The sequence below is a fragment of the Streptomyces sp. NPDC020965 genome (assembly GCF_044333555.1).
Taxonomy (GTDB): domain Bacteria; phylum Actinomycetota; class Actinomycetes; order Streptomycetales; family Streptomycetaceae; genus Streptomyces.
Window position 1 is genome coordinate 441,465 of sequence record NZ_JBIRRE010000004.1, and the last position, 18,840, is coordinate 460,304.

Here is an 18,840-nt window from a genome sequence, read left to right on the forward strand (position 1 = left end):
CCCCGCCAGTACTGGTCCCAGCACTGCGCGACGGACCGGGTGAGCGTCTCCATGGCGGGCGTCGCCACCGTGTCGGGAAGGAAACCGGCCGCACTGTCTTGGACAGCCTGTGACAGGGCTCGCATGATCGTGCGATCGTCCCGCTGCATCGTCCGTCTCAGCGCCTGCTGGCCGAGGACGACCGAGGTGTCGACGCCCAGGCTGGCGGCGATCTTCGTAAGGGTTTGCAGGGTCAGGCGCCGGTCCTGCTCGGCGTGCTGAATGGGCGGCAATGACAGACCGGTCATCTCGGCAAGGTCGCTCTGCCGGATATCCCTGCCTCGAAGGATCTTGATTCGCTCGCCGGTGCTGTAGTCACTCCAGTGCGGCATCCTGTACCCCCATTCCTGGCATCCACGGGGAGCGGTACCCCTCAAGTGGGCTACTCCATACGAGCCTTATGGCCACTCCACCCGAACCCCGCCCAGCTCACCCCAGCCCCGCCACCACCCGCTCGACCGTGTCCGCCTCCCCCGCCGTCTTGTCCGGGCGGTGCCGGAGCACCCTCGCGAAGCGCAGGGTCACTCCGGCCGGGTATCGGGGTGAGCGCTGCACCCCGTCGTAGGCGATCTCCACCACCAGCTCCGGGCGGACGCGGACCGTGAAGCCGTCGTCGGCGACGGCGAGTTCGCTCAGGTGGTGGGTCTGCCAGCGCAGCATCTCGTCGGTGAGGCCCTTGAAGGTCTTGCCGAGCATCGTGAACGTGCCGTCGGCGGCGCGCGCCCCGAGGTGGAGGTTGGAGAGCAGGCCGGTGCGGCGGCCGTGGCCCCATTCGGCGGCGAGGACCACCAGGTCGAGGGTGTGGACCGGTTTCACCTTGAGCCAGGCGCGCCCCCGGCGGCCGGCCGCGTAGGGCGCGTCGAGGGCCTTGACCATGACTCCCTCGTGGCCCCTGGCGAGGGTCGCGGCCAGGAACTCCTCGGCGGCGGCGAGCTGGGCGGGGTCGGCCGGGTCGGTGACGACCGTACGGCGGACCCGCATCGGTTCCGGGACCAGCCGGGCGAGTACGGCGTGGCGCTGGGAGCCCGGGAGGTCGAGGGTGTCCATCCCGTCGGCGGTGAGGACGTCGAAGAAGACGGGGGACACGGGCAGGGTGGCGCGGGCCGCCGCGACGTCGGTCCGGGAGCCGACGCGGGAGGCGATCTCCTGGAAGGCGACGGGCCGGCCGTCCCGGTGCAGGGCGATGACCTCGCCGTCGAGGATGAACCGGTCCCCCGCCGCCCGCCGGGCCGCCTCGACGACCTCGGGGAGCCGGTCGGTGATGTCGTCGAGCGAGCGGGTGTGGATCCGGACGGTGTCGCCGTCGCGGTGGACCTGGACGCGGATGCCGTCGAGCTTCTCCTCGACGGCGCACGGCGCGCCCAGGGTTCGGACGGCGTCGGTGACCGAGGCGGCGGTGTGCGCCAGCATCGGGAGCACGGGGTGGCCGACCCGGAGCCGGAAGCTTTCGAGCGCGGCGGGTCCTTCGGCGAGGAGGGCGCGCGCGACACGGGGCAGTGAGCCGTCGAGCATGACGGCCCGGCGCACGGCGTCGGCGGGGGCGGACGCGGCCACCGCCACGGCCTCCAGGGCGATGGCGTCGAGCGCCCCCTGCCGTACCTCTCCGATGAGGAGTCGGGTGAGGAACCGCTGTTCCTCCTCGGTGGCGGCGGCCAGCAGCTCGCGGACGAGGCGGCGGCGGTCGTGCTGGGAGCCGGGGCCCCGGAGCGCGGCGAGCGCGGTGAGCGCCGCGTCGGTCCCGGCGACCGTGAGCGTGGGTGCCCCGGCCGGGGGCGGCGGGTCCTTGAGGGTGCTCCAGCCGACTCCGATACGGCCCTGCGGGACGCGTCCGGCGAGATAGGAGATGACGAGTGCGGCGTGCTCGGGCCGGGTGTCCGCGAACAGGTCGGCGAGCAGGGCCGTCTTCCGTGAGCGCGCGGAGGTGGCGGACACGTCACGGGAGACTTCGGCGAGCCGGGCCAGCAGCATGGGTCCATGGTGCGTCGCCCGGTCGTGGGCCGCACCCGCGGCGACGGTCACCTCCGGTGCCGGGCGAGGTTTTGACTGGCTTATGCATGTATCTTGCCCGTCGTCGGATACGCACCCCCCTCAGGCTCTGGCACCGGCGCGACCGGGGGTGGCGGGGGGCGGTCACGTGCGGGGCACACTTGCGCGAAGTACGGTTGCGCAGGAGAAATCGTCCCAAGTCTGGTGCTGGGAGGGGCGATTCAGCAGGACGCCGGACCCGCACGGGCCGGCGTCGGAGGCAGGGCTCGGACGGGGTGGGTGCCGTGCGCGGCAACAGCGACAGCGACAGCAGGAGAAGCATCAGCAGAGGCGGGGGCGGGGCACCGGGGGCCACCGGTTCCGTACGGCTGACCGACGTACGCACCGCGGCGCCGCGCGAGCCGTGCCGTGCGGCGCGGGATTCCGGGCCGAGATGCGCCCACTGAGAGCCGGTGGCACATGAACGATCCGAGCATGACCCTGCCGGCCCTCATCCTCTTCGGAGCCTTCCTGCTGAAACTGCCCGCGCTCTGGCGGAACCGCCAGGACATCCTGCTGCGCGCCGTCTGCGGGCTGCTCCTCGTCGCCGGGCTGGTCTTCCTGCTCGCCTCCGTCCCGACGATCGCCGCGATCAACCGCATCTCCGGGGTGCCCAATCTCGCCGCCCCCGTGGTCTACAGCGTGCTGTCCGCCTTCAGCGGCGCCTGCGTCGTACTGATCATCATCTGGCGCGGCGGGACCACCGAGCAGACCAGACGCGCAGCCCTGCTCTGTGTGCTCGCCTACGGCGTGGTGATCGTCGCGCTGTATGTGCTCTTCGCGCTGGGGGACGCTCCCGTGGAGCGGTTGCGCGACCTCGACACGTACTACGCGAACACCCCGTTCATCCGCGAGATGATCATTCTCTATTTGCTGGCGCACACGGTCGCGGCGGTGGTGATGACCGCGCTCTGCCGACGCTGGTCCCGCCGGGTCACCGGGGTACTGCGGGCCGGTCTGACCCTCATCGTCGGCGGCTACATCCTGAACCTCTGCTACGACGCGGCCAAGTTCGCGGCCATCGGCGCCCGCTGGGCCGGGCACGACTGGGACCATCTGAGCACCCATGTGGCGCAGCGGCTGGCCTCGGTCTCCGCGCTGCTGATCGGCGCCGGATTCATCCTCCCGTTGGTGGCACAGCGGATCGCCATCGGCTGGCGCACCGCCGTCCGGTACCGGCGACTCCGCTCCCTGGCCCAGGAGTTGGCGGGTCCGACGGGGCAGGGGATGCCGGGCGTGGCGATCGGCACCTGGGCCTCTCTGGAGCTGCGGCTCACCCGGCGCGAGGCCGCCATCCACGACGGAATCATCGGGCTGCGGCCCTATTTCGACGACACGGTGCACCACGACGTCCGGGAGGGCGCGCTCGCGCTGGGGCACCCGCCCGATGAGGCGCTGATCCTCGCCGACACCGCGATGATCGCCGCCGCCGGCCGGGCCCGGGTGGCAGATCCGGGCCGCACCGCTCTTGCCGAAGGCAAGGAGTCCGTGCAACCGTCCACCCGGGCGGATGATCTTGTGCGGATGTCCCTGGCGCTGCGCCGTTCGCCCCTGGTCCACGAAGCGTGCCGTCGCGCGGCGGCCTGTCGGAGAGCGATCCCCCATGAGTGACGCGAGCGAACCGAGCGACCCCCTCAGATCCGCCCGTAACCCCGCACCTCGCCGGGCGGTGGTCGTCGGCGGCGGATTCGCCGGGATGCTGGCCGCCGCCGCGTGCCGGGCCTTCGTCCGGGAGGTGATCGTGGTGGAGCGCGACACGCTCCCCGCGGGTCCCCTCCCCCGCCGGGGGCTGCCCCAGGCGCGTCATGCGCACATGCTGTGGGCGGGTGGGGCCGATGCCGTCGAGTCGCTGGTGCCCGGGGTGACGGGCAGACTCCTCGACGCCGGCGCCCGGCGCATCCCGCTGCCCACCGGGATGGTGTCGCTCTCCCCGGAGGGCTGGTACCGGCGTTGGCCGGAATCGCACTATGTGATGGCGTGCGGCCGGGATCTCCTCGACTGGGCGATACGGGACGCGGTGCTGCGCGACGGACGGGTCCGGGTGCTCCCGGACACGGAGTGGCGCGGGCTGACGGGCGACGCGCGCCGGGTCGACGGCGTACTGGTCCGGTCCGGGCAGGGGCCCGACGAGCGGATCGCGGCCGATCTCGTCATCGACGCCACCGGCCGCTCCTCCCGGGGGCCGCGCCGGCTCGCGGCCCTCGGCGCCCCACCGGTGCGGGAGTTGACCGTGGACGCCGGTGTCACCTACGCCAGCCGGCTCTACCGGGCGCCCGACGGAGCCGAGGACTGCCCGATCATCACCATCCAGGCGGACCCCCGCCAGGGCGGCCCGGGACAGATCGCCACCATCATTCCCATAGAGGACCGACGGTGGCTGGTGAGCCTCTCCGGCACCCGGGGCGGGGAGCCCACGGACGACGAGTCCGCCTATCTGAATTTCGCCAAAGGTGTCCGGCATCCCCTGGTGGGGGAACTCCTCACCCATGCGGAACCGCTGAGCGGGATCACGGTCACCCGCAGCACCGCCAACCGCCGCCGGCTCTACGAGCGGTGCCGGTCAGCGCCGGAGGGTTTCGTGGCCGTCGGCGACGCCGTCGCGGCGCTCAATCCGGTGTACGGGCACGGGATGTCCGTCGCCGCCCTGGGCGCCCTGGCGCTGCGCAGCGAACTCCGGCGCGGCGGGGTGACGGCACCGGGGCTCGCCCGTCGGGCGCGGCGCGCGATCGGCCGGCCGACCGGGGTGGCCTGGGGGCTCGCCACCGGACAGGACGTCTTCTTCCCCGGCTCCAGGGGCCGGGCGCCGAACCCGGTGGATCGCCTGGTCAGCCGCTATGTGAACCGGCTCGTGGCGACGTCCACCGGGTCGTACGGCATGGCGCGGGCGCTCACGGACGTGATGACGCTCCAGTCCGGACTCGACCGGCTGATCCGCCCGGATGTGCTGATCGCAGCCGTACGGGGCCCCCGGCGCCCCCGGCTGTCCGGGCCGCCGCTGACCCCCCGCGAACGCGGTCTCCTCTCCCCCGACGACGACCCGCCGGGCGGCTCGGGGGCGTCGGCGCGCACCACCCCCCGGACGACGGCCTAGCGGCCCACCGCGGCGGCGCGCGCACCGGCGCCGAGCGGGACCGGCCCGGTCCCGGTGCCCACTCCGGACACCCGAAGGGCGTGTCCGGAAACCTCAGGACCTTCACCGGACCTCGCGCCCGGCGCCACCAACCCTCGGTACGGTGTGGTCCCACACTGAGGTGGTCGACCGGGGGGAGTGACATGGGCACCAGGAGCGCCATGCGCGAGCTCCGCGACGGACTGGCGCGCGCCCTCGACGACGCCGGACCCACCGCACCCGACGAGGTGTTCGCCGCGCTCTGCGCCCATCTCACCGAGCGGCGCGGCAGACCCGTCGTGCTCCATCTGGTGGACTTCCCCCCGGGCACCGCCAGCGGGCTCTATCTCGATATGACGGACCGGGACGTCATCTGTGTGCAGGCCGGCACTCAGCCCCTGCACCAACTGATCATCTTCGGTCATGAGGTCTGGCACATGATCGCCGGTCATGGCGGTCTCCCCGAGCCCCTTCCGACGGCGGACCCGGCGACCGGTCCGGCCGCCGCCGCGCGGCTGGCGGCGGACGACGCGGGTCTGGACTCCGCCGTACAGAACGTGGCGGCGCGCACCGACTTCCGGCAGTCCCAGGAGACCGAGGCGGAAACGTTCGGCCTGGAGCTGGGCACCCATCTGCGGCGGTGGCTGGACGGGACTGCGGAGCCCGCGGGGACCAGCGCGGTCGCCCGGCGCATCCAGGCGTCCCTCGGACACCGTCAGGGCTGACCGTGCGCAACAGCGACTACTACCTCCCCGCCGTCGCGCTCGGCATCGCCTTCGTCGCCAAACTGCCCGCCCTGAAACGCGGCTGGCGCGATCCGCTGGTGCGTTCCGTGCACTTCCTGCTGTTCACGGCGGGCGTCTGCTTCTTCTTCGCGGCTCCGCCGACCATCAGTGCGGTCAACCGGATCACCGGGGTCTCGAACCTCTCGGGCCCGCTGGTCTACTGCATCATGTGCGCCTTCAGTTGCGCCTGTCTCGTGCTCATCGTCAACTGGCGGGGCGGGGCCCGCGAGCGGGTCCGGCGCGGTGTGCGGCGGTGGATCCTCGCGTACGGGGCGGCGATCGTCGCGCTGCCGGTGCTCTTCGTGCTGGGGGACGCCCCGGTCGAGCGGCTGCGGGACCTCGACACGTACTACGCGAACACCCCGTTCATCCGGGAAATGATCATCACCTATCTGGCGGCGCACATCGTCTCCGCCCTCGTCACCACCACGATGTGTCTGCGCTGGGCGCGGGCCGTGGGGCAGTGGCTCCGGATCGGTCTGGTGGTGCTGGTCTTCGGCTTCGTCTTCAATCTGCTCTTCGGCGTCTCCAAACTCACGGCCGTCGTGGCCCGCTGGACCGGCCGGGACTGGGACGCGCTGAGCACGACGGTGGCGCCGCCGCTGGCCGCCGCCGGGGGGCTGGTCACCACGGTCGGGTTCCTGTTGCCGCTGGTGGGCCCGCGGCTGAGCGATCTGGGGCGCGCCTGGCTCACCTATGCCCGTCTCGGCACGCTGTGGCGGCGGCTGCGGGTACTGCCGAGGGAGGACGCGCCGCTGCCGATGATCCCCTGGTGGGCGGCGCCCGGACTGCGGCTGACCGTACGGGAGACCGTCATCCACGATGAGTTGCTCCGCCTCCAGCCGTATCTCGACGACCGGGTGCGGCGGCGGGCGTACGACGCGTCGATCGTCGCGCATGCGCCGAGGGAGCACGCGCGGTCCGTGAGCGTGGCGGCGATGGTGCTCGTCGCCGTGGCCGCGCGGCTCGGTGGGGATGCGCCGGGTGACGAGGAGTCGTCCCGGGCGGGGGCGGAAGCGCTGACGGCTGCGCTGAGCCCGGGCCGCGAGCGGCTGGTGCGGCTCTCCCGCACCCTGCGGTCGCCGTTCCTCACCGATGCCGTACGGAGTGAGACACGGGCCGGGAGGGGCACGGGAGGGGTCGGGGACAGGCGGGGCGGCGGACCGAGCGCGGCGCAGGACGGGCAGGGAGCGGCGTACGAGCGGGGGGCGGCACGCGGAACGGACACGGCGCACGGGCGGGACACCGCACGCGACACACGGCAGGGCGACGGAGCGGCGCACCCGACACGCCCGAGGGTGCCCGCCGAGCCGGCGCAGGCGGCACGGTCCGACAGGGTGGTGGAGCCCGGTGCGACACGCCCCGCCACCCCGGCCGGCGCGGCTGCGACACGCGGCGGGACCTCGGCGAACCGGGCGCGGGTCAGGAGCACGGCGGGCGACCCGGAGAATGCGGTCGAGCACACCGCGGACCGGGGCGGCGAGACCCCGGGGGCCGGGAACACCCTTGGCCGCGCCGCGCGTTCCACCCCTGATCCCGGTGGCACCGAACACCCCGACGGTATCGAGCGCCCGGACCGCCCAAACCGCCCGCACAGCACAGCGAGTACGGACCGCACAGAGCACACGGAGAGCACGGAGAGCACGGGCCACTCAGAGAACGCGGAGACCCCCACGCGATGATCCGCCCCACCCCCGCCGACAGACCCGACAGCGTCAAGGCCACCGAGCCCACAGCAGCCACCGAGAACACCGCAGCCACCCAGCCCACCGAGAAGACCGAGAACACCGCCCGGACCGGGCGTCCCCGCCGCCGTGCCGTCGTCATCGGTGGCGGGCTGGCGGGCATGTTGGCCGCGGCGGCCCTGGCCGAGTTCAGTGACGAGGTCACGGTCGTGGAGCGGGACCGCCTGCCGGCCGGGCCCGATCCGCGCACCTCGCTGCCGCAGGCGCGCCATGTGCATCTGCTCTGGTCCGGGGGCGCCCGCGCCTTCGAACAACTGCTGCCCGGCATCACGGCGGAGTGGCTCGCCGCCGGGGCCCGGCGCATCCCGTTGCCGACGGGACTGGTGACCATGACCGCACAGGGCTGGCTCCGGCGCTGGCCCGAGATGCAGCACATGATCGCCTGTAGCCGGGACCTGCTGGACTGGGTGGTCCGTCGGCGGGTGCTCGACCTCCCGGCCGTCACCCTGCTCCAGGGGCACGAGATGCGCGCTCTGGAGGGCACCAGGGCGCGGGTCACCGGGGTGCGGGTGGGCCGACCCGACGGCTCGGAGCGTCTGCTCCCCGCCGACCTGGTCGTCGACGCCAGCGGTCGCGGCTCCCGGGCCGTCGGCTGGCTCGGCGGTCTCGGCGTCACCGGTGTCACGGAGGCCGAGGTCGATTCGGGGCTGGTGTACGCCACCCGGGTCTACCGGGCGCCCGCGGGGGCCGAGAACTTCCCCGTGGTCAATGTCCAGGCCAACGCCGCCGAACCGGTGCCGGGCCGGACGGCGACCATCGTGCCCGTCGAGAACGGCCGCTGGCTGGTGACGCTCTCCGGCACCCGCGGCGGCGAACCCACGGCTGATCCGGCCCGGTTCGAGGAGTTCGCCCTCCGGGAGATGCGGCACCCCGTCGTCGGCGAGCTGATCTCCCTCGCCGCACCGCTGTCGGACACCGTCACGCTCACCCGGAGCACGGTCAACCGCCGCCGCTACTTCGAGAAGGTGCCCGCGTGGCCGGACGGCTTCATCGCGGTCGGTGACTCGGTGGCCACCTACAACCCGCTCTACGCGCACGGTATGAGCGTGGCCGCCCAGGGGCTGGTGGAGCTGCGGAACACCCTGCGGCTGCACCGGATCGGGACCCCGGGGCTCGCCGGCCGCGTCCAGCGCGCCGTGGCCCGTCCGGTCGGTCTCGCCTGGGACCTGGCGACGTCGCAGGACATTCTCTATCCGGGCGCGGTGGGGCGGCGGCCGGGCACCGCATCGACGGTCGCGAACCACTATGTCAACCGACTCGCCCACTCGGCGCTGGGGCGGGCCCGGCTCACGCGGGCATTCCTGGGAGTGCTCACCCTGTCCGAGCCCCCGTCGACATGGCTACATCCGGACACGGTGGTGGCTACGCTGCGCGGACCGGGCAGAGAACTCCTGACGGGGCCCCCGTTGACGGAGGAGGAGTGGAAGGTGGCCTCGGGCGACCCGCGCACCGGCACCGAACCGCACTCCGACACCGGTGCCGGCACCGGGTCTTCATGACGCGGGTCGCATCACCCGGTGATGGTCCTCGCGCATTCGCCCGGGTCCCGGCCGCGTCGTAGCGCGAGAGGAGCTGTACCAGCAGCCGCAGAGGAGCAACTCGATGTTCCCCACTGTCGAACTGACCATCCCGGCCCACCTGATCAGCGACGCCCCCCGGCCGATCCTCGTACCGGTGGGAATGACCTACAGCGCGGCGGACCCACTCGCGGTCCATATGCTCTTCCCCGCCGAGGTGACCCTCCACGGCACCCGGGTCACCTGGACCTTCGCCCGCGCCCTGCTGGACTCCGGGCTGCGCACCCCCTCCGGCACGGGCGATGTACGCGTCTGGCCGGGCGACCGACACCGGACGATGGTCGAACTGCGGTCGCCCGAGGGAGTCGCCCTCCTGCGCTTCACCACCGCCCGGCTGCGCCACTTCCTGCTGCACGCCTACGCGACGGTGCCCGCCGAGCTGGAGTCCCGCGCGATAGACATCGACGGCGGACTGGCGACCCTGCTCCGGGAGTCCCGCCCCTGATCGGCTCCGCACCCCCGGCCCGTACCTGACCAGCTCCGTGATCCCGGCCCGTACCTGACCAGCTCCGGCGTACTACGGTCGGAGCATGACGACTGTGGCATTGGCATCCGATACGGGTACGGGAGTGGGCTCCCTGCTGCGCGGCTGGCGCGACCGCCGCCGGGTCAGCCAACTGGAACTGGCCCTGCGCGCCGACTCGTCGGCCCGCCACATCAGCTTCATCGAGACGGGACGATCCCGCCCGAGCCAGGAGATGATCCTGCGGCTCGCCGACCACCTCGACATCCCCGTGCGGGAACGCAACTCCCTCCTACTGGCGGCAGGTTACGCACCCCGGTACCGCGAGACCGCATTTGACGACCCCTCGATGGGGGCGCTGCGGGAGGGACTTGAGCAGCTACTGCACGGCTTCGAACCGTATCCTGCGCTCATCGTCGACGGTCTGTACAACGTGGTCGCGGCCAATCGCGGTATCGCGATGCTGCTGGACGGCCTGCCCCGACAGGTGCTCGAACCGGCGCCGAACGCGATGCGGATCACCCTCCACCCCGAGGGCCTCGCCCCGCGCATCCGCAATCTCCGGCAGTGGCGGGGTCATCTGCTGGCCCGGCTGGAGAGCCAGCTCGCGCTCGCCCGCTCCGAAGCCCTGCGCGCGCTGTACGAGGAGGTCGCGGCCTATCCGGTGGACGGGGCCGCCGACGACGAGCCCGCCGCCCCGTACCCCTCCTTCGCGCTGCCCATGCGGATCGAACACGACGGCCAGGTGCTGTCCTTCGTGTCGTCCATCTCGACCTTCAACACCCCGACGGATGTGACGGTGGCCGAGCTGGCCATCGAGACACTCCTCCCGGCCGACCCGACCACGGTCGCCTATCTCCGCGCCCGCTGACGGCGCGCGGAAGAGCCCGCCGCCCGGCACCGGTGAGGGTGCCGGGCGGCGGGCCGGGTCGGTTCTCCGGAGGTGGTGCCGGGTCAGCCCAGGCAGCCGGGGACGGCGGGGGCGCTGCCCGCGCAGTTGTTCGGGGCGTTGACGATGAGGGGGGATCCGGAGACGGTCGCGGTGCCGCCCAGCCGGAAGATCGCGCCCGCTGTGACGGTCGCGGTGTTGGCGATGACGGGGCTGTTGGTGACGGTGAGGTTTCCGCCGACCGAAGCGATGGCCCCGCCCCTGGCGCCCTTGTTGGCGGTGAAGGGGCTGTCGCCGACCGTCGCGAGACCTGAGCCGTAGAAACCGCCGCCGTCACCGGTCGCGGTGTTGCTGGAGACCGCGGTGCTCTTGATGGTGGCCGCGGCGGTGCCGCTGTGCACACCGCCACCGCTGCCGGCCGCGGTGTTGCCCGAAACCGTGCTGTTCTTGATGGTGACCACCGTGCCGTTGGCGCTGTACACACCGCCACCGCTGCCGGTGGCCGAATTACCGGACACGATGCTGTTGGCGACGGTCAGCAGGCCGAGGTTGAGCACCCCACCGCCGTGACCGGCCGAACCGGCGCCCGTGGCGGAGCCGTTGGTGATCCGCGTCCCCTTGAGGCTGAGGTTGCCGCTGGCGGCGACCTGGGCGATACGGAAGGCGGCCGCCCCGCCACGGGTGATCTCGCTGCCGTCGCCCTCGAAGCGGATCTCGGTGGTGATGACCGGTAAGCCGGACGGGCCGTGCACCGGGTCGGCGCCGTGGGCCGAGTTCAGGGTGTAGGTGCACTGCGGGGTCAGCGGGATGATTCCGCCGCCCGCCGCGTTGGCGGCGTCGACCGCCGCCACGAGCGCGGCCCCGTCGCACGGCACCACGGACTCGCGCGCCTGCGCGGCCCCGGGGAGGAGAGCGGCGGTGCCCGCGGCCAGGAGCACGGCCGCGGAGACCACAGGGAGAAGGCGGTTGATACGCGTCATGACTATCCTCTGCACTCGACCGATGAAAGCAAGTGGGGGATATTCTGGCCATGCGGCGGGGTGAGCGCCAGAGATCGGCGGCATGAATACCGCTGCCGGCACTGCCAGTTGTCGCAGAAAATCGGCGAGCGGGAAGGTGAGGGAACGCGCGGGAATCGGAAATATCGAAGGACGGAGTGGGGGTTGGCCTTTCCGGCACCCGATTCCGGACCAGTTGATTCCGGATTCGACAGCGCCGGACCCGGAAACTCCGCCCCTCCCCCGACCTCGTGCCATCGTGCTCCCGCCCACCGCCACACCGGGCCCGTACCACCATGGTTTCGACCGTACGCCGCGTGCCGTTCTCGCGGCGCCGCGGCTCCCCCTTCCCCCGTCACGGTATTCCCCCACAAACGGAACGTCAGCCTTCCCGTATCCGTATGTCAGTCCTTGATCAGCGCTACGTCAGTCATTCGTCAGGAATGTGTCAGTGATTCGTCAGTGAGCGGTCAGCGATGTGTCACCGACCCCCACGCCGAACCTTCGGTATTCGACGCGAATTATCACCCGGTGACACCTTTTCCGGGCACCGAACCACTGGTCGAATTCTCCGGCCTCCGCCGCTCAGCGGCTCAAGCGGACGGGCGCTGTCCCGAACCGTCAGACACCACGACCGGCAACGGCGCGCTGCGACGACCACTGAAGGACGCCGAATCCGGCGACGATCAGGGCCTGAAGCGGAATCCAGACGGCGCCCGCGGTCGTCGGGTCGACCCAGAGCGCCAGGGCGACGAGGCTCAGCACCGCCCAGAGGAGATTGGCGTCGATGAGGAGCGTGACGGCGGGGACCGGCGGACTGGGTCGCGAGGCGAGGAGACCGACGGCGACACCGAAGGCCGCGAGGAAGAGACCAATGCCCAGGAGCAGCCCCTCGTCCACCCCGAGGAGCCGCCCGACCGGGCCGGGGACGACGGCGTAGACCACCCCGTTGGCCCCGGTCACCACGGCGTCCAGGGCGAGGATCCGGCGCAGGATCAACTGCGGCTCCGTGGTGCGGGCGATACCGGTGAGCAGTGTGGCGGACATGGCGGATCAGCCTCCATCGAGGTCGTGCGGGGGTTTGGGGCCGGAGCCCGGGCGGAGTGCGCCGCTCGGGTTCCGGTGCGGTAAGACTGCCGGTCGGGGCGGGGGCGGGTCGATTACGCGGCAGGTAATGTCGACGGGCCCGTCCGTCCGCACTCGCCGACATCCGTCCCTGTTCGCCCCACACCATCGCGGGAGTTCCCATGGCAGCCTCACCCGAACCCGGCCGTCCGATCCCGGACTTCACGCTCCCCGGAGGGGTGCTCGTCGGCGATGCCGCCGACGGGGTCTTCGAACGGCGGGACTTCACCCTGAGCGAGCGGCGGGGGCGTCCGCTGGTGCTGGCCTTCTACCCCGGGGACGACACCAGCGTCTGCACCAAGCAGCTCTGCTCGTACTCCAGCGGTCTGGACGTCTTCACGGACGCGGGCGCGGAGGTGTGGGCGATCAGCCCGCAGGGCGTGGACAGCCATGAGGCGTTCGCCCGGAAGCACGGGCTGCGGATGCCGCTACTCGCCGACACCGACCGGGCGGTGGCCCGGTCCTTCGGGATCGCGGCGCCCGGGATCGGGTTGCGGCGGGCGGTGTTCGTCGTCGCCGGGGACGGGACGCTGCACTGGAAGCACGTCGGATTGTTCGGCGCGACCTTCCAGTCGAAGGAGACCCTGGCAGGTCAATTGGCCACGCTCGGCCACTGAACGCCGCGCGCTCCGGGGCCCGCCGCCCACGGCGCGTCCCCCGCGCGCTCCGGCCGCTGTCCCCCCGACGGCGGGGGCCCGGAGCCGGAGCGCGGGGTGGGTCAGGCGCGGGTGGGCCGGGCGCGGGTGCCGTCCGGTTCCGGGCGCCGTTCATCCGGCGCCCCGGACCCGGCGTCCCGGTCGTTCTCGGCGTCCCGGTCGTTCTTGTCCGGACGGCGGCGTTCGGAGGGCGTGTCGGCACGGGCGGCCTCGGCCCGGATCATGGCGTTGAGCACGGCGAAGGGGTCGATCGGCATGGCGATGCACCTCGTACGGGGTAGCGGGAGCTGATGGCCGGGGGATACCAGCGGCTGTCAGCAGCGCAGCACCACCCGGCGCGCGGCGGGCGGCGGCCCCGAGGGCCCCGCGTGGCCCTGGCCGTACGGGGTGGCCGGGGCGATGCCGATCGGTGCCGCGCCCCGCGCGGCGTTCGGCCCGGATGCGCGTGCGGAGGTACGGGCGCGGCCCGAGGCGGGCGCGCTGGTGTCCGTCTCCTCGGACTGGCCGCCGCTCGCAGGATCGAAGGGCGCCGACGCTGGCGCGGGGGTACGGGGCTCCACACCGCCGACGACCTGTGCCCCCGCGCCCTGTGTCGATCCCAGCAGGGCCAGCAGCGCCAGCAGCACGACGGGCGCGCTCCGCCCGACGAGGGTGCGGACGGCGGTGGCGACGGCCGGGGGCTGGGGCATGGGGCGGGACCTCCTGGACATGCGTCCAGTGCCCCGCGACGCCGCCGCCGCGTCCGGTCCGGGCTCAGTTCCGCCCGACCGGGTGACGTCCATTCGGCCGAAGCGCCCCATGGGTGTGCCCCCGGCTGCGGCCCGGGTCGGTCGGGTCGGGTCGGGTCGAGTCAGGTCAGGTCAGGTCAGGTCGAGTCGGGTCGGGTCGGGTCGGGCAATCCCGGAGCAGGTCGGGGCAGGTCGGGTCAGGTCGACGGGGCTCGGGGCGGCGCCGGCCAGTGCCGATGCGATGGCGCCGCCGCGCTCAGGCCGGGTCGGCGGCGTCCGGTGCCGGTGCGGGTGTTGGTGCGGAAGCAGGTGCGATCGGCACCTGGGGCCCCTCGCACTCCCGCAGCCAGCGCCTCAGCACCCGGTGCACCTGCTCCGCGCCGACCAGCTCCGTACCGTAGGCGCCGTGGCCGTGGCCTGCGTCGGAAACGGCAGCAGCACGGTCGAGATCGGTGCCATCGATGCCATCGATGCCGGTCAAGGGGTCGGAGACCTCCATGGGCGAGAGCAGGAACGCCTGCGACTGCTCCCCGCCGAGACCGCCGTGCGAGCCGATCTGTTCCTCGAAGGCGTGCACCCGGCCGGTCTCCGGGTCGTACATCGAGTTGACCATGATGTCGGCGACATGCGGAAAGGAGTCGGTGCGGCGGACGGCGGCCGCCGCACCCTCGCCGAACACCGCGAGCGGCCCGTCGTCGGTCAGTTCCGCGATCGGCACCTCGACCCCGCCGGCGCCGAGCACCACCGAACCGTGCTCCTCGCTGCGGACCAGCAGGAAGCCGATGCCGGGATGGTTGGCGAGCGTGCTCAGCAGGGCGGGGTGGCGGGCCTCGATCTGTTCCCGGCTGAGCCGTCCCGGCACATCGGGGAAGGAGATCAGCGCCAGATTGCCGGAGGCCAGCACGATCGGGTCGGAGCCGGCCGCCGGATCGGCGGCGGGATCGGACTCGCCGTCCTCCAGCCGGCGGTGGAGCGCGCTCCGCAGCGCGTCCCCCGCCGCGTCGCGGGCCTCGGCACCGCACTTGGAGCGCTCCGCCCGCCGCGACACCGGCAGCCCGCAGCCGGCCCGTACGAGATCCTTCAAGCTCAGCCCGTACGCGCCGTCGAAGGTCTCCCCCGGGCTCTGGCCATGGTCGGACAGCAGCACGATCCGGTAGCCGCGCGGCGCGTGTTCGGCGGCCTTGGCGATCAGCGCCAGCGACCGGTCGAGGGACTCCAGCACCTGGACCGCGTCCCTGCTGTGCGGGCCGGAGTGGTGGGCCACCTCGTCGTAGGCGACGAGATCGGCGTAGACCGCGGTGCGCCCCGCGAGCATGTCCCCGATCACCGCTGCGACCACCACATCCCGTTCGACGACCGTCGCGAACGCGCGGATGAAGGGGTAGAGGCCGCCGCGCCCGACGCGCGGAGTGTCGCCCCGCAGCCGCGCGCGGGTCGACTGCCGGATCTCCCGGCAGACCTCGGCGCCGAAGGAGAGCGCGGTGCGCACCGCGTTCGCCGGATCGGAGAAGTAGGCGAAGTAGCCGGCGCGGGAGCGGTTGGCCCGACCGCGCCGGGTGGAGACGGAGAGGACCAGCGCGACCTGTTCGGCGCCGCCGCTGAAGAGATTGCCCCGGCTGGCACCGTCGACGGTGAGCAGACCGGCGTCGCCGGTGTGGGCGACGGCCCGGCGCTGGAGCTCCACGGCGCTGGCGGGCCGGTTGCTGACCATGATCCGACCGGTGTCCTTCTCGTACCAGCGGAAGGCGGGGACGTCGTGGTTCGAGCCGTGCAGGATGCCGAGCTGGCTGGCGCCGGTCTGACTGGACCAGTCGGTGCGCCAGGGGGTCAGTCGGTGCGTCCCGTCGATCCACTCGGCGACGGTCGGCATCACCCCGTCCTTGGCGGCGCGCAGCAGCACCTCATGGCCGACGCCATCGAGCTGGAGGAAGATCATGCCGGGGCAGCAGGCGCCGTCTGCACCGCCACCGGCCGCCTTGCCGGCTCTGCGCCGTCGCCGGGAGGCGAGCCGGGAGAGCCGGCGCCGGTAGGCGTTGTCGTCCCGGACGGCGAGCGCGGTGGAGGTGGCGGACGCGACGGCGGACATCACCGCCGCGACGACCACCGCGGTCTCCGGCGCGGCGTCGCCCCGCCCGTCCGGGATCAGCCGGAGGGCGATCAGCAGCAGTGAGCCGTTGAGGAAGAAGACCAGCAGACCGAGGACGAGCGCGGGCACCAGCAGCAGGGCCCGTACCACCAGCGGCCACACCAGCGCGCTCAGCAGACCGAAGGCTCCCGCGCCCCAGGCGGCGGTCAGCGCGGTGCGGGTGATGCTCTCCCCGTCGGCGGACTGGAGCTGGAAGTCGGGCAGCAGTCCGGCGAGCACCAGCATCGTCAGTGTGGACACCGCCCACACCACGATCACGCTCAGCAGGGCGCTGCCGGCCCTGCGCCATCGGCCATCGGCCACGCCATGTCACCTCGTCTTCGGATCAGGTCTCCAGACTGGCACAGCGGCGGGGATGGTCCCGGCGGGGTCACCGCCCGGCTTCCCGGGTCCGCGTGTCGTGGGGCGGGCCGTCGGGACCGTGGGGGCGTCGCGACCCGACTCCCGGGTCCCGCACGGCCGGCCGTCCCGGACCGTGGGGCGCGGGGCTCAGCAGCCGTCGTAGCCCGCCGTCGGCATGGAGAGCCTGCGGTGGACGTCCGCCTTCATCGACGCGTCGTACACCGGTTCCTCCAGGTCGGCGGTGACCAACAGCACCTCCCGGCGCGCGCACTCAGCGGCGAAGTCCGCCACCGAGGTCAGCGCGCTCGCCAGCACCCGTTCACTGGCGGCGAGGAACAGATCGACCCCGCCCTCGTCGACATCCGTCCAGAGCCCGGGATGATCGGGGCGCAGCCCGTAGAAGACCAGTTGCCGGGTGATGGTGTGGCCCCGGGCGGCGGCCCAGTGCGCGCACATCGTCTGCTGTCCGCGGGTGTCCACCAGAAAGGGTTGGCGGTCGAGTTCTTCGAGGGGGGTGAGGCTCGCGATCGTGGCCACACGTAAGCCGCTCATGGTCGTTCCTTCTGCTCGCGTCGTACGCCGCCGACCCTACTCCGGATCAGGGCCTAGGCTCATACGCGGCGGGGGTCGCGGGAGGCGGTCGACGTCATCCAGGGAGAGGGAGGGTCCGGAGGTGCCGGTGGAGGTCACCTGGTGGGGTCATGCCACCTGCACGGTCGAGGACTCGGGGGCCCGGGTGCTCACCGATCCGCTCTTCGTGCGGCGGCTCGCGCATCTGCGCCGGCGGCGCGGGGAGCTGCCGCCGCCGGAGGCCGCCGTCGCTGACGCGGTCCTCGTCTCCCATCTGCACTCCGACCATCTGCATCTGCCGTCGCTGGCCCGGCTGGCGCCCGGTACCCGGCTGATCGTGCCGCGCGGTGCGAGCCGTTCCGTGCCCGCCCTGGCCCGGCTGGGGCTGCGGATCACGGAGGTGGCCCCGGGTGACGAAGTGGCCGTCGGGCGGCTGACGGTCCGGGCCGTGTTCGCACTGCACGACGGGCGGCGGCTGCCGGTGGGGCCGCACCGCTCGCCCGCGCTCGGCTATGTGATCAGCGGCGAGGCGCGTACGTACTTCGCCGGGGACACGGGGCTCTTCGACTCGATGGCCGAGGAGGTCGGAGAGGTCGATGTGGCGCTGCTGCCGGTGGGCGGCTGGGGCCCCTTCCTCGGGCACGGTCATCTGGACGCGGGCCGCGCGGCGCAGGCGCTGGCCGCGCTCCGGCCCCGGGCCGCGGTGCCGGTGCACTACGGCACGTACTGGCCGATCGGGATGGACGGGGTGCGGCCGCACGAGTTCTACGCGCCGGGTGATGAATTCGTCCGGCAGGCCGCCCGGCTGGCGCCTGAGGTGACCGTGCATCCGCTGGGCCACGGGGAACGGTTCAGGCCGGAGGCCGCCCGGTGAGTTCGCTGCTGTCGGACGTGATCGGTGGCCTGTCGGAGGCGGCGGGCGGATTCCCGCCGGACTCCACCCAGCAGGCCGTCGGCTATCCGTCGCTGTTCCTGCTGGTGGCGCTGGGCGCGCTGGTACCGGTGGTGCCGACGGGCGCGGTGGTGAGTTCGGCGACGGTGGTCGCCTTCCACCAGGGGTCCCCGCTGACGCTGCTGTTCATCTTCCTGATCGCGGCGTTCGCCGCGTTCCTCGGGGATGTGACGCTGTACTGGCTCGGTCAGCGCGGTGTGCGCTCCAAGAACGGTTCCCGCTGGCTGAACTCGCTGCGCGACCACGCAGCGCCGGACCGGCTGGAGCAGGCCAGGGCCAAACTGGAGGACCACGGGATCGCGGTGCTGGTGCTCTCGCGGCTGATCCCGGCCGGGCGGATACCGGTGATGCTGGCCTGTCTGCTGTCCGAGATGCCGTTGCGGACCTTCGTGCGGGGTGATGTCCCGGCCTGTCTGGCGTGGGCGGTGACGTACCAGCTCATCGGGGTGTTGGGCGGTTCGCTGTTCGCCGAGCCGTGGCAGGGCGTGCTGTTGGCGGTGGGGCTCACGGTGCTGATCAGCGGGGCTCCGGCGCTGTGGCGGAGACTGCGGCACCGGCCGCCGGGTTCGCCGGGGTCTTCGGACGCGCCCGGTGGGCGCGCCTGACCACTGCTCCGCCCGGGAGACCCCACGCCTCCGGCCACCGGACCTGGGGGGACCCCGTGGCCAGGTTCTTGCGGGCCCGGGGAGGC

General features: G+C 72.8%; 17 protein-coding genes and 1 pseudogene. 10 read left to right on the top strand and 8 right to left on the bottom strand.

The window, feature by feature from the left end; translation table 11 throughout:
• Window positions 1-248: 248 nt before the first annotated feature.
• A pseudogene (locus tag ACH4S7_RS15725) lies at window positions 249-371 on the bottom strand (XRE family transcriptional regulator); the annotation flags it as partial.
• 97 nt (window positions 372-468) lie between these two features.
• Window positions 469-2,007, bottom strand: coding sequence for an ATP-dependent DNA ligase (locus ACH4S7_RS15730; RefSeq protein WP_398521712.1), 1,539 nt, complete (start codon window positions 2,005-2,007; stop codon window positions 469-471).
• A gap of 492 nt (window positions 2,008-2,499) precedes the next feature.
• On the opposite strand from ACH4S7_RS15730, the gene ACH4S7_RS15735 reads away from it, so the two are divergent.
• The 7 genes from ACH4S7_RS15735 to ACH4S7_RS15765 all read left to right on the top strand — a co-directional run bounded on the left by ACH4S7_RS15735 (window position 2,500) and on the right by ACH4S7_RS15765 (window position 10,614).
• Complete coding sequence (locus tag ACH4S7_RS15735) at window positions 2,500-3,675, top strand: MAB_1171c family putative transporter (RefSeq protein ID WP_398521713.1); 1,176 nt, start codon at window positions 2,500-2,502, stop codon at window positions 3,673-3,675.
• Window positions 3,668-5,155, top strand: coding sequence for an NAD(P)/FAD-dependent oxidoreductase (locus ACH4S7_RS15740; protein WP_398521714.1), 1,488 nt, complete (start codon window positions 3,668-3,670; stop codon window positions 5,153-5,155). Before ACH4S7_RS15735 ends, ACH4S7_RS15740 begins: the two co-directional genes overlap by 8 nt.
• Window positions 5,156-5,355: 200 nt before the next feature.
• A complete protein-coding gene (locus ACH4S7_RS15745; RefSeq protein ID WP_398521715.1) occupies window positions 5,356-5,898 on the top strand; it encodes a hypothetical protein in 543 nt (180 codons plus the stop codon).
• A 2-nt stretch (window positions 5,899-5,900) separates the two neighbouring features.
• Complete coding sequence (locus ACH4S7_RS15750) at window positions 5,901-7,640, top strand: MAB_1171c family putative transporter (protein ID WP_398521716.1); 1,740 nt, start codon at window positions 5,901-5,903, stop codon at window positions 7,638-7,640.
• Window positions 7,637-9,202 (top strand): NAD(P)/FAD-dependent oxidoreductase, encoded by a 1,566-nt coding sequence (locus tag ACH4S7_RS15755; protein WP_398521717.1) that lies wholly within the window; start codon window positions 7,637-7,639, stop codon window positions 9,200-9,202. Before ACH4S7_RS15750 ends, ACH4S7_RS15755 begins: the two co-directional genes overlap by 4 nt.
• A gap of 103 nt (window positions 9,203-9,305) precedes the next feature.
• On the top strand, window positions 9,306-9,725 hold the full coding sequence (locus ACH4S7_RS15760; protein ID WP_398521718.1) for an SsgA family sporulation/cell division regulator: 420 nt from the start codon (window positions 9,306-9,308) through the stop codon (window positions 9,723-9,725).
• A gap of 85 nt (window positions 9,726-9,810) precedes the next feature.
• A complete protein-coding gene (locus ACH4S7_RS15765) occupies window positions 9,811-10,614 on the top strand; it encodes a helix-turn-helix domain-containing protein (protein ID WP_398521719.1) in 804 nt (267 codons plus the stop codon).
• 83 nt (window positions 10,615-10,697) lie between these two features.
• Here ACH4S7_RS15765 and ACH4S7_RS15770 read toward each other — a convergent pair whose 3' ends face one another.
• Window positions 10,698-11,612 (bottom strand): hypothetical protein, encoded by a 915-nt coding sequence (locus ACH4S7_RS15770; RefSeq protein ID WP_398521720.1) that lies wholly within the window; start codon window positions 11,610-11,612, stop codon window positions 10,698-10,700.
• A 639-nt stretch (window positions 11,613-12,251) separates the two neighbouring features.
• Window positions 12,252-12,677: a hypothetical protein gene (locus tag ACH4S7_RS15775; RefSeq protein ID WP_398521721.1), complete on the bottom strand. Its 426-nt coding sequence runs from the start codon at window positions 12,675-12,677 to the stop codon at window positions 12,252-12,254.
• A gap of 200 nt (window positions 12,678-12,877) precedes the next feature.
• Between ACH4S7_RS15775 and ACH4S7_RS15780 the strand changes: the two genes are divergently transcribed.
• On the top strand, window positions 12,878-13,372 hold the full coding sequence (locus tag ACH4S7_RS15780; RefSeq protein WP_398521722.1) for a peroxiredoxin: 495 nt from the start codon (window positions 12,878-12,880) through the stop codon (window positions 13,370-13,372).
• Between the two features lie 101 nt (window positions 13,373-13,473).
• Here the strand turns inward: ACH4S7_RS15780 and ACH4S7_RS15785 are convergent, their stop codons facing one another.
• From ACH4S7_RS15785 to ACH4S7_RS15800, 4 genes are all read right to left on the bottom strand, one after another.
• Complete coding sequence (locus ACH4S7_RS15785) at window positions 13,474-13,668, bottom strand: hypothetical protein (protein ID WP_398521723.1); 195 nt, start codon at window positions 13,666-13,668, stop codon at window positions 13,474-13,476.
• 57 nt (window positions 13,669-13,725) lie between these two features.
• A complete protein-coding gene (locus tag ACH4S7_RS15790; protein WP_398521724.1) occupies window positions 13,726-14,100 on the bottom strand; it encodes a hypothetical protein in 375 nt (124 codons plus the stop codon).
• Window positions 14,101-14,395: 295 nt separating this feature from the next.
• Window positions 14,396-16,588 carry an alkaline phosphatase family protein gene (locus ACH4S7_RS15795; RefSeq protein WP_398521725.1) on the bottom strand — a complete coding sequence of 731 codons (2,193 nt, stop codon included), beginning with the start codon at window positions 16,586-16,588 and terminating at the stop codon, window positions 14,396-14,398.
• Window positions 16,589-16,774: 186 nt separating this feature from the next.
• Complete coding sequence (locus ACH4S7_RS15800; protein WP_398521726.1) at window positions 16,775-17,179, bottom strand: hypothetical protein; 405 nt, start codon at window positions 17,177-17,179, stop codon at window positions 16,775-16,777.
• Between the two features lie 121 nt (window positions 17,180-17,300).
• On the opposite strand from ACH4S7_RS15800, the gene ACH4S7_RS15805 reads away from it, so the two are divergent.
• Together ACH4S7_RS15805 and ACH4S7_RS15810 are read left to right on the top strand one after the other, a co-directional pair.
• Entirely contained in the window at window positions 17,301-18,071 is a 771-nt protein-coding gene (locus ACH4S7_RS15805) for an MBL fold metallo-hydrolase (RefSeq protein WP_398521727.1), read from the top strand.
• Window positions 18,068-18,754 carry a DedA family protein gene (locus ACH4S7_RS15810; RefSeq protein WP_398521728.1) on the top strand — a complete coding sequence of 229 codons (687 nt, stop codon included), beginning with the start codon at window positions 18,068-18,070 and terminating at the stop codon, window positions 18,752-18,754. The genes ACH4S7_RS15805 and ACH4S7_RS15810 overlap by 4 nt, the downstream gene beginning before the upstream one ends.
• Window positions 18,755-18,840 lie beyond the last annotated feature (86 nt).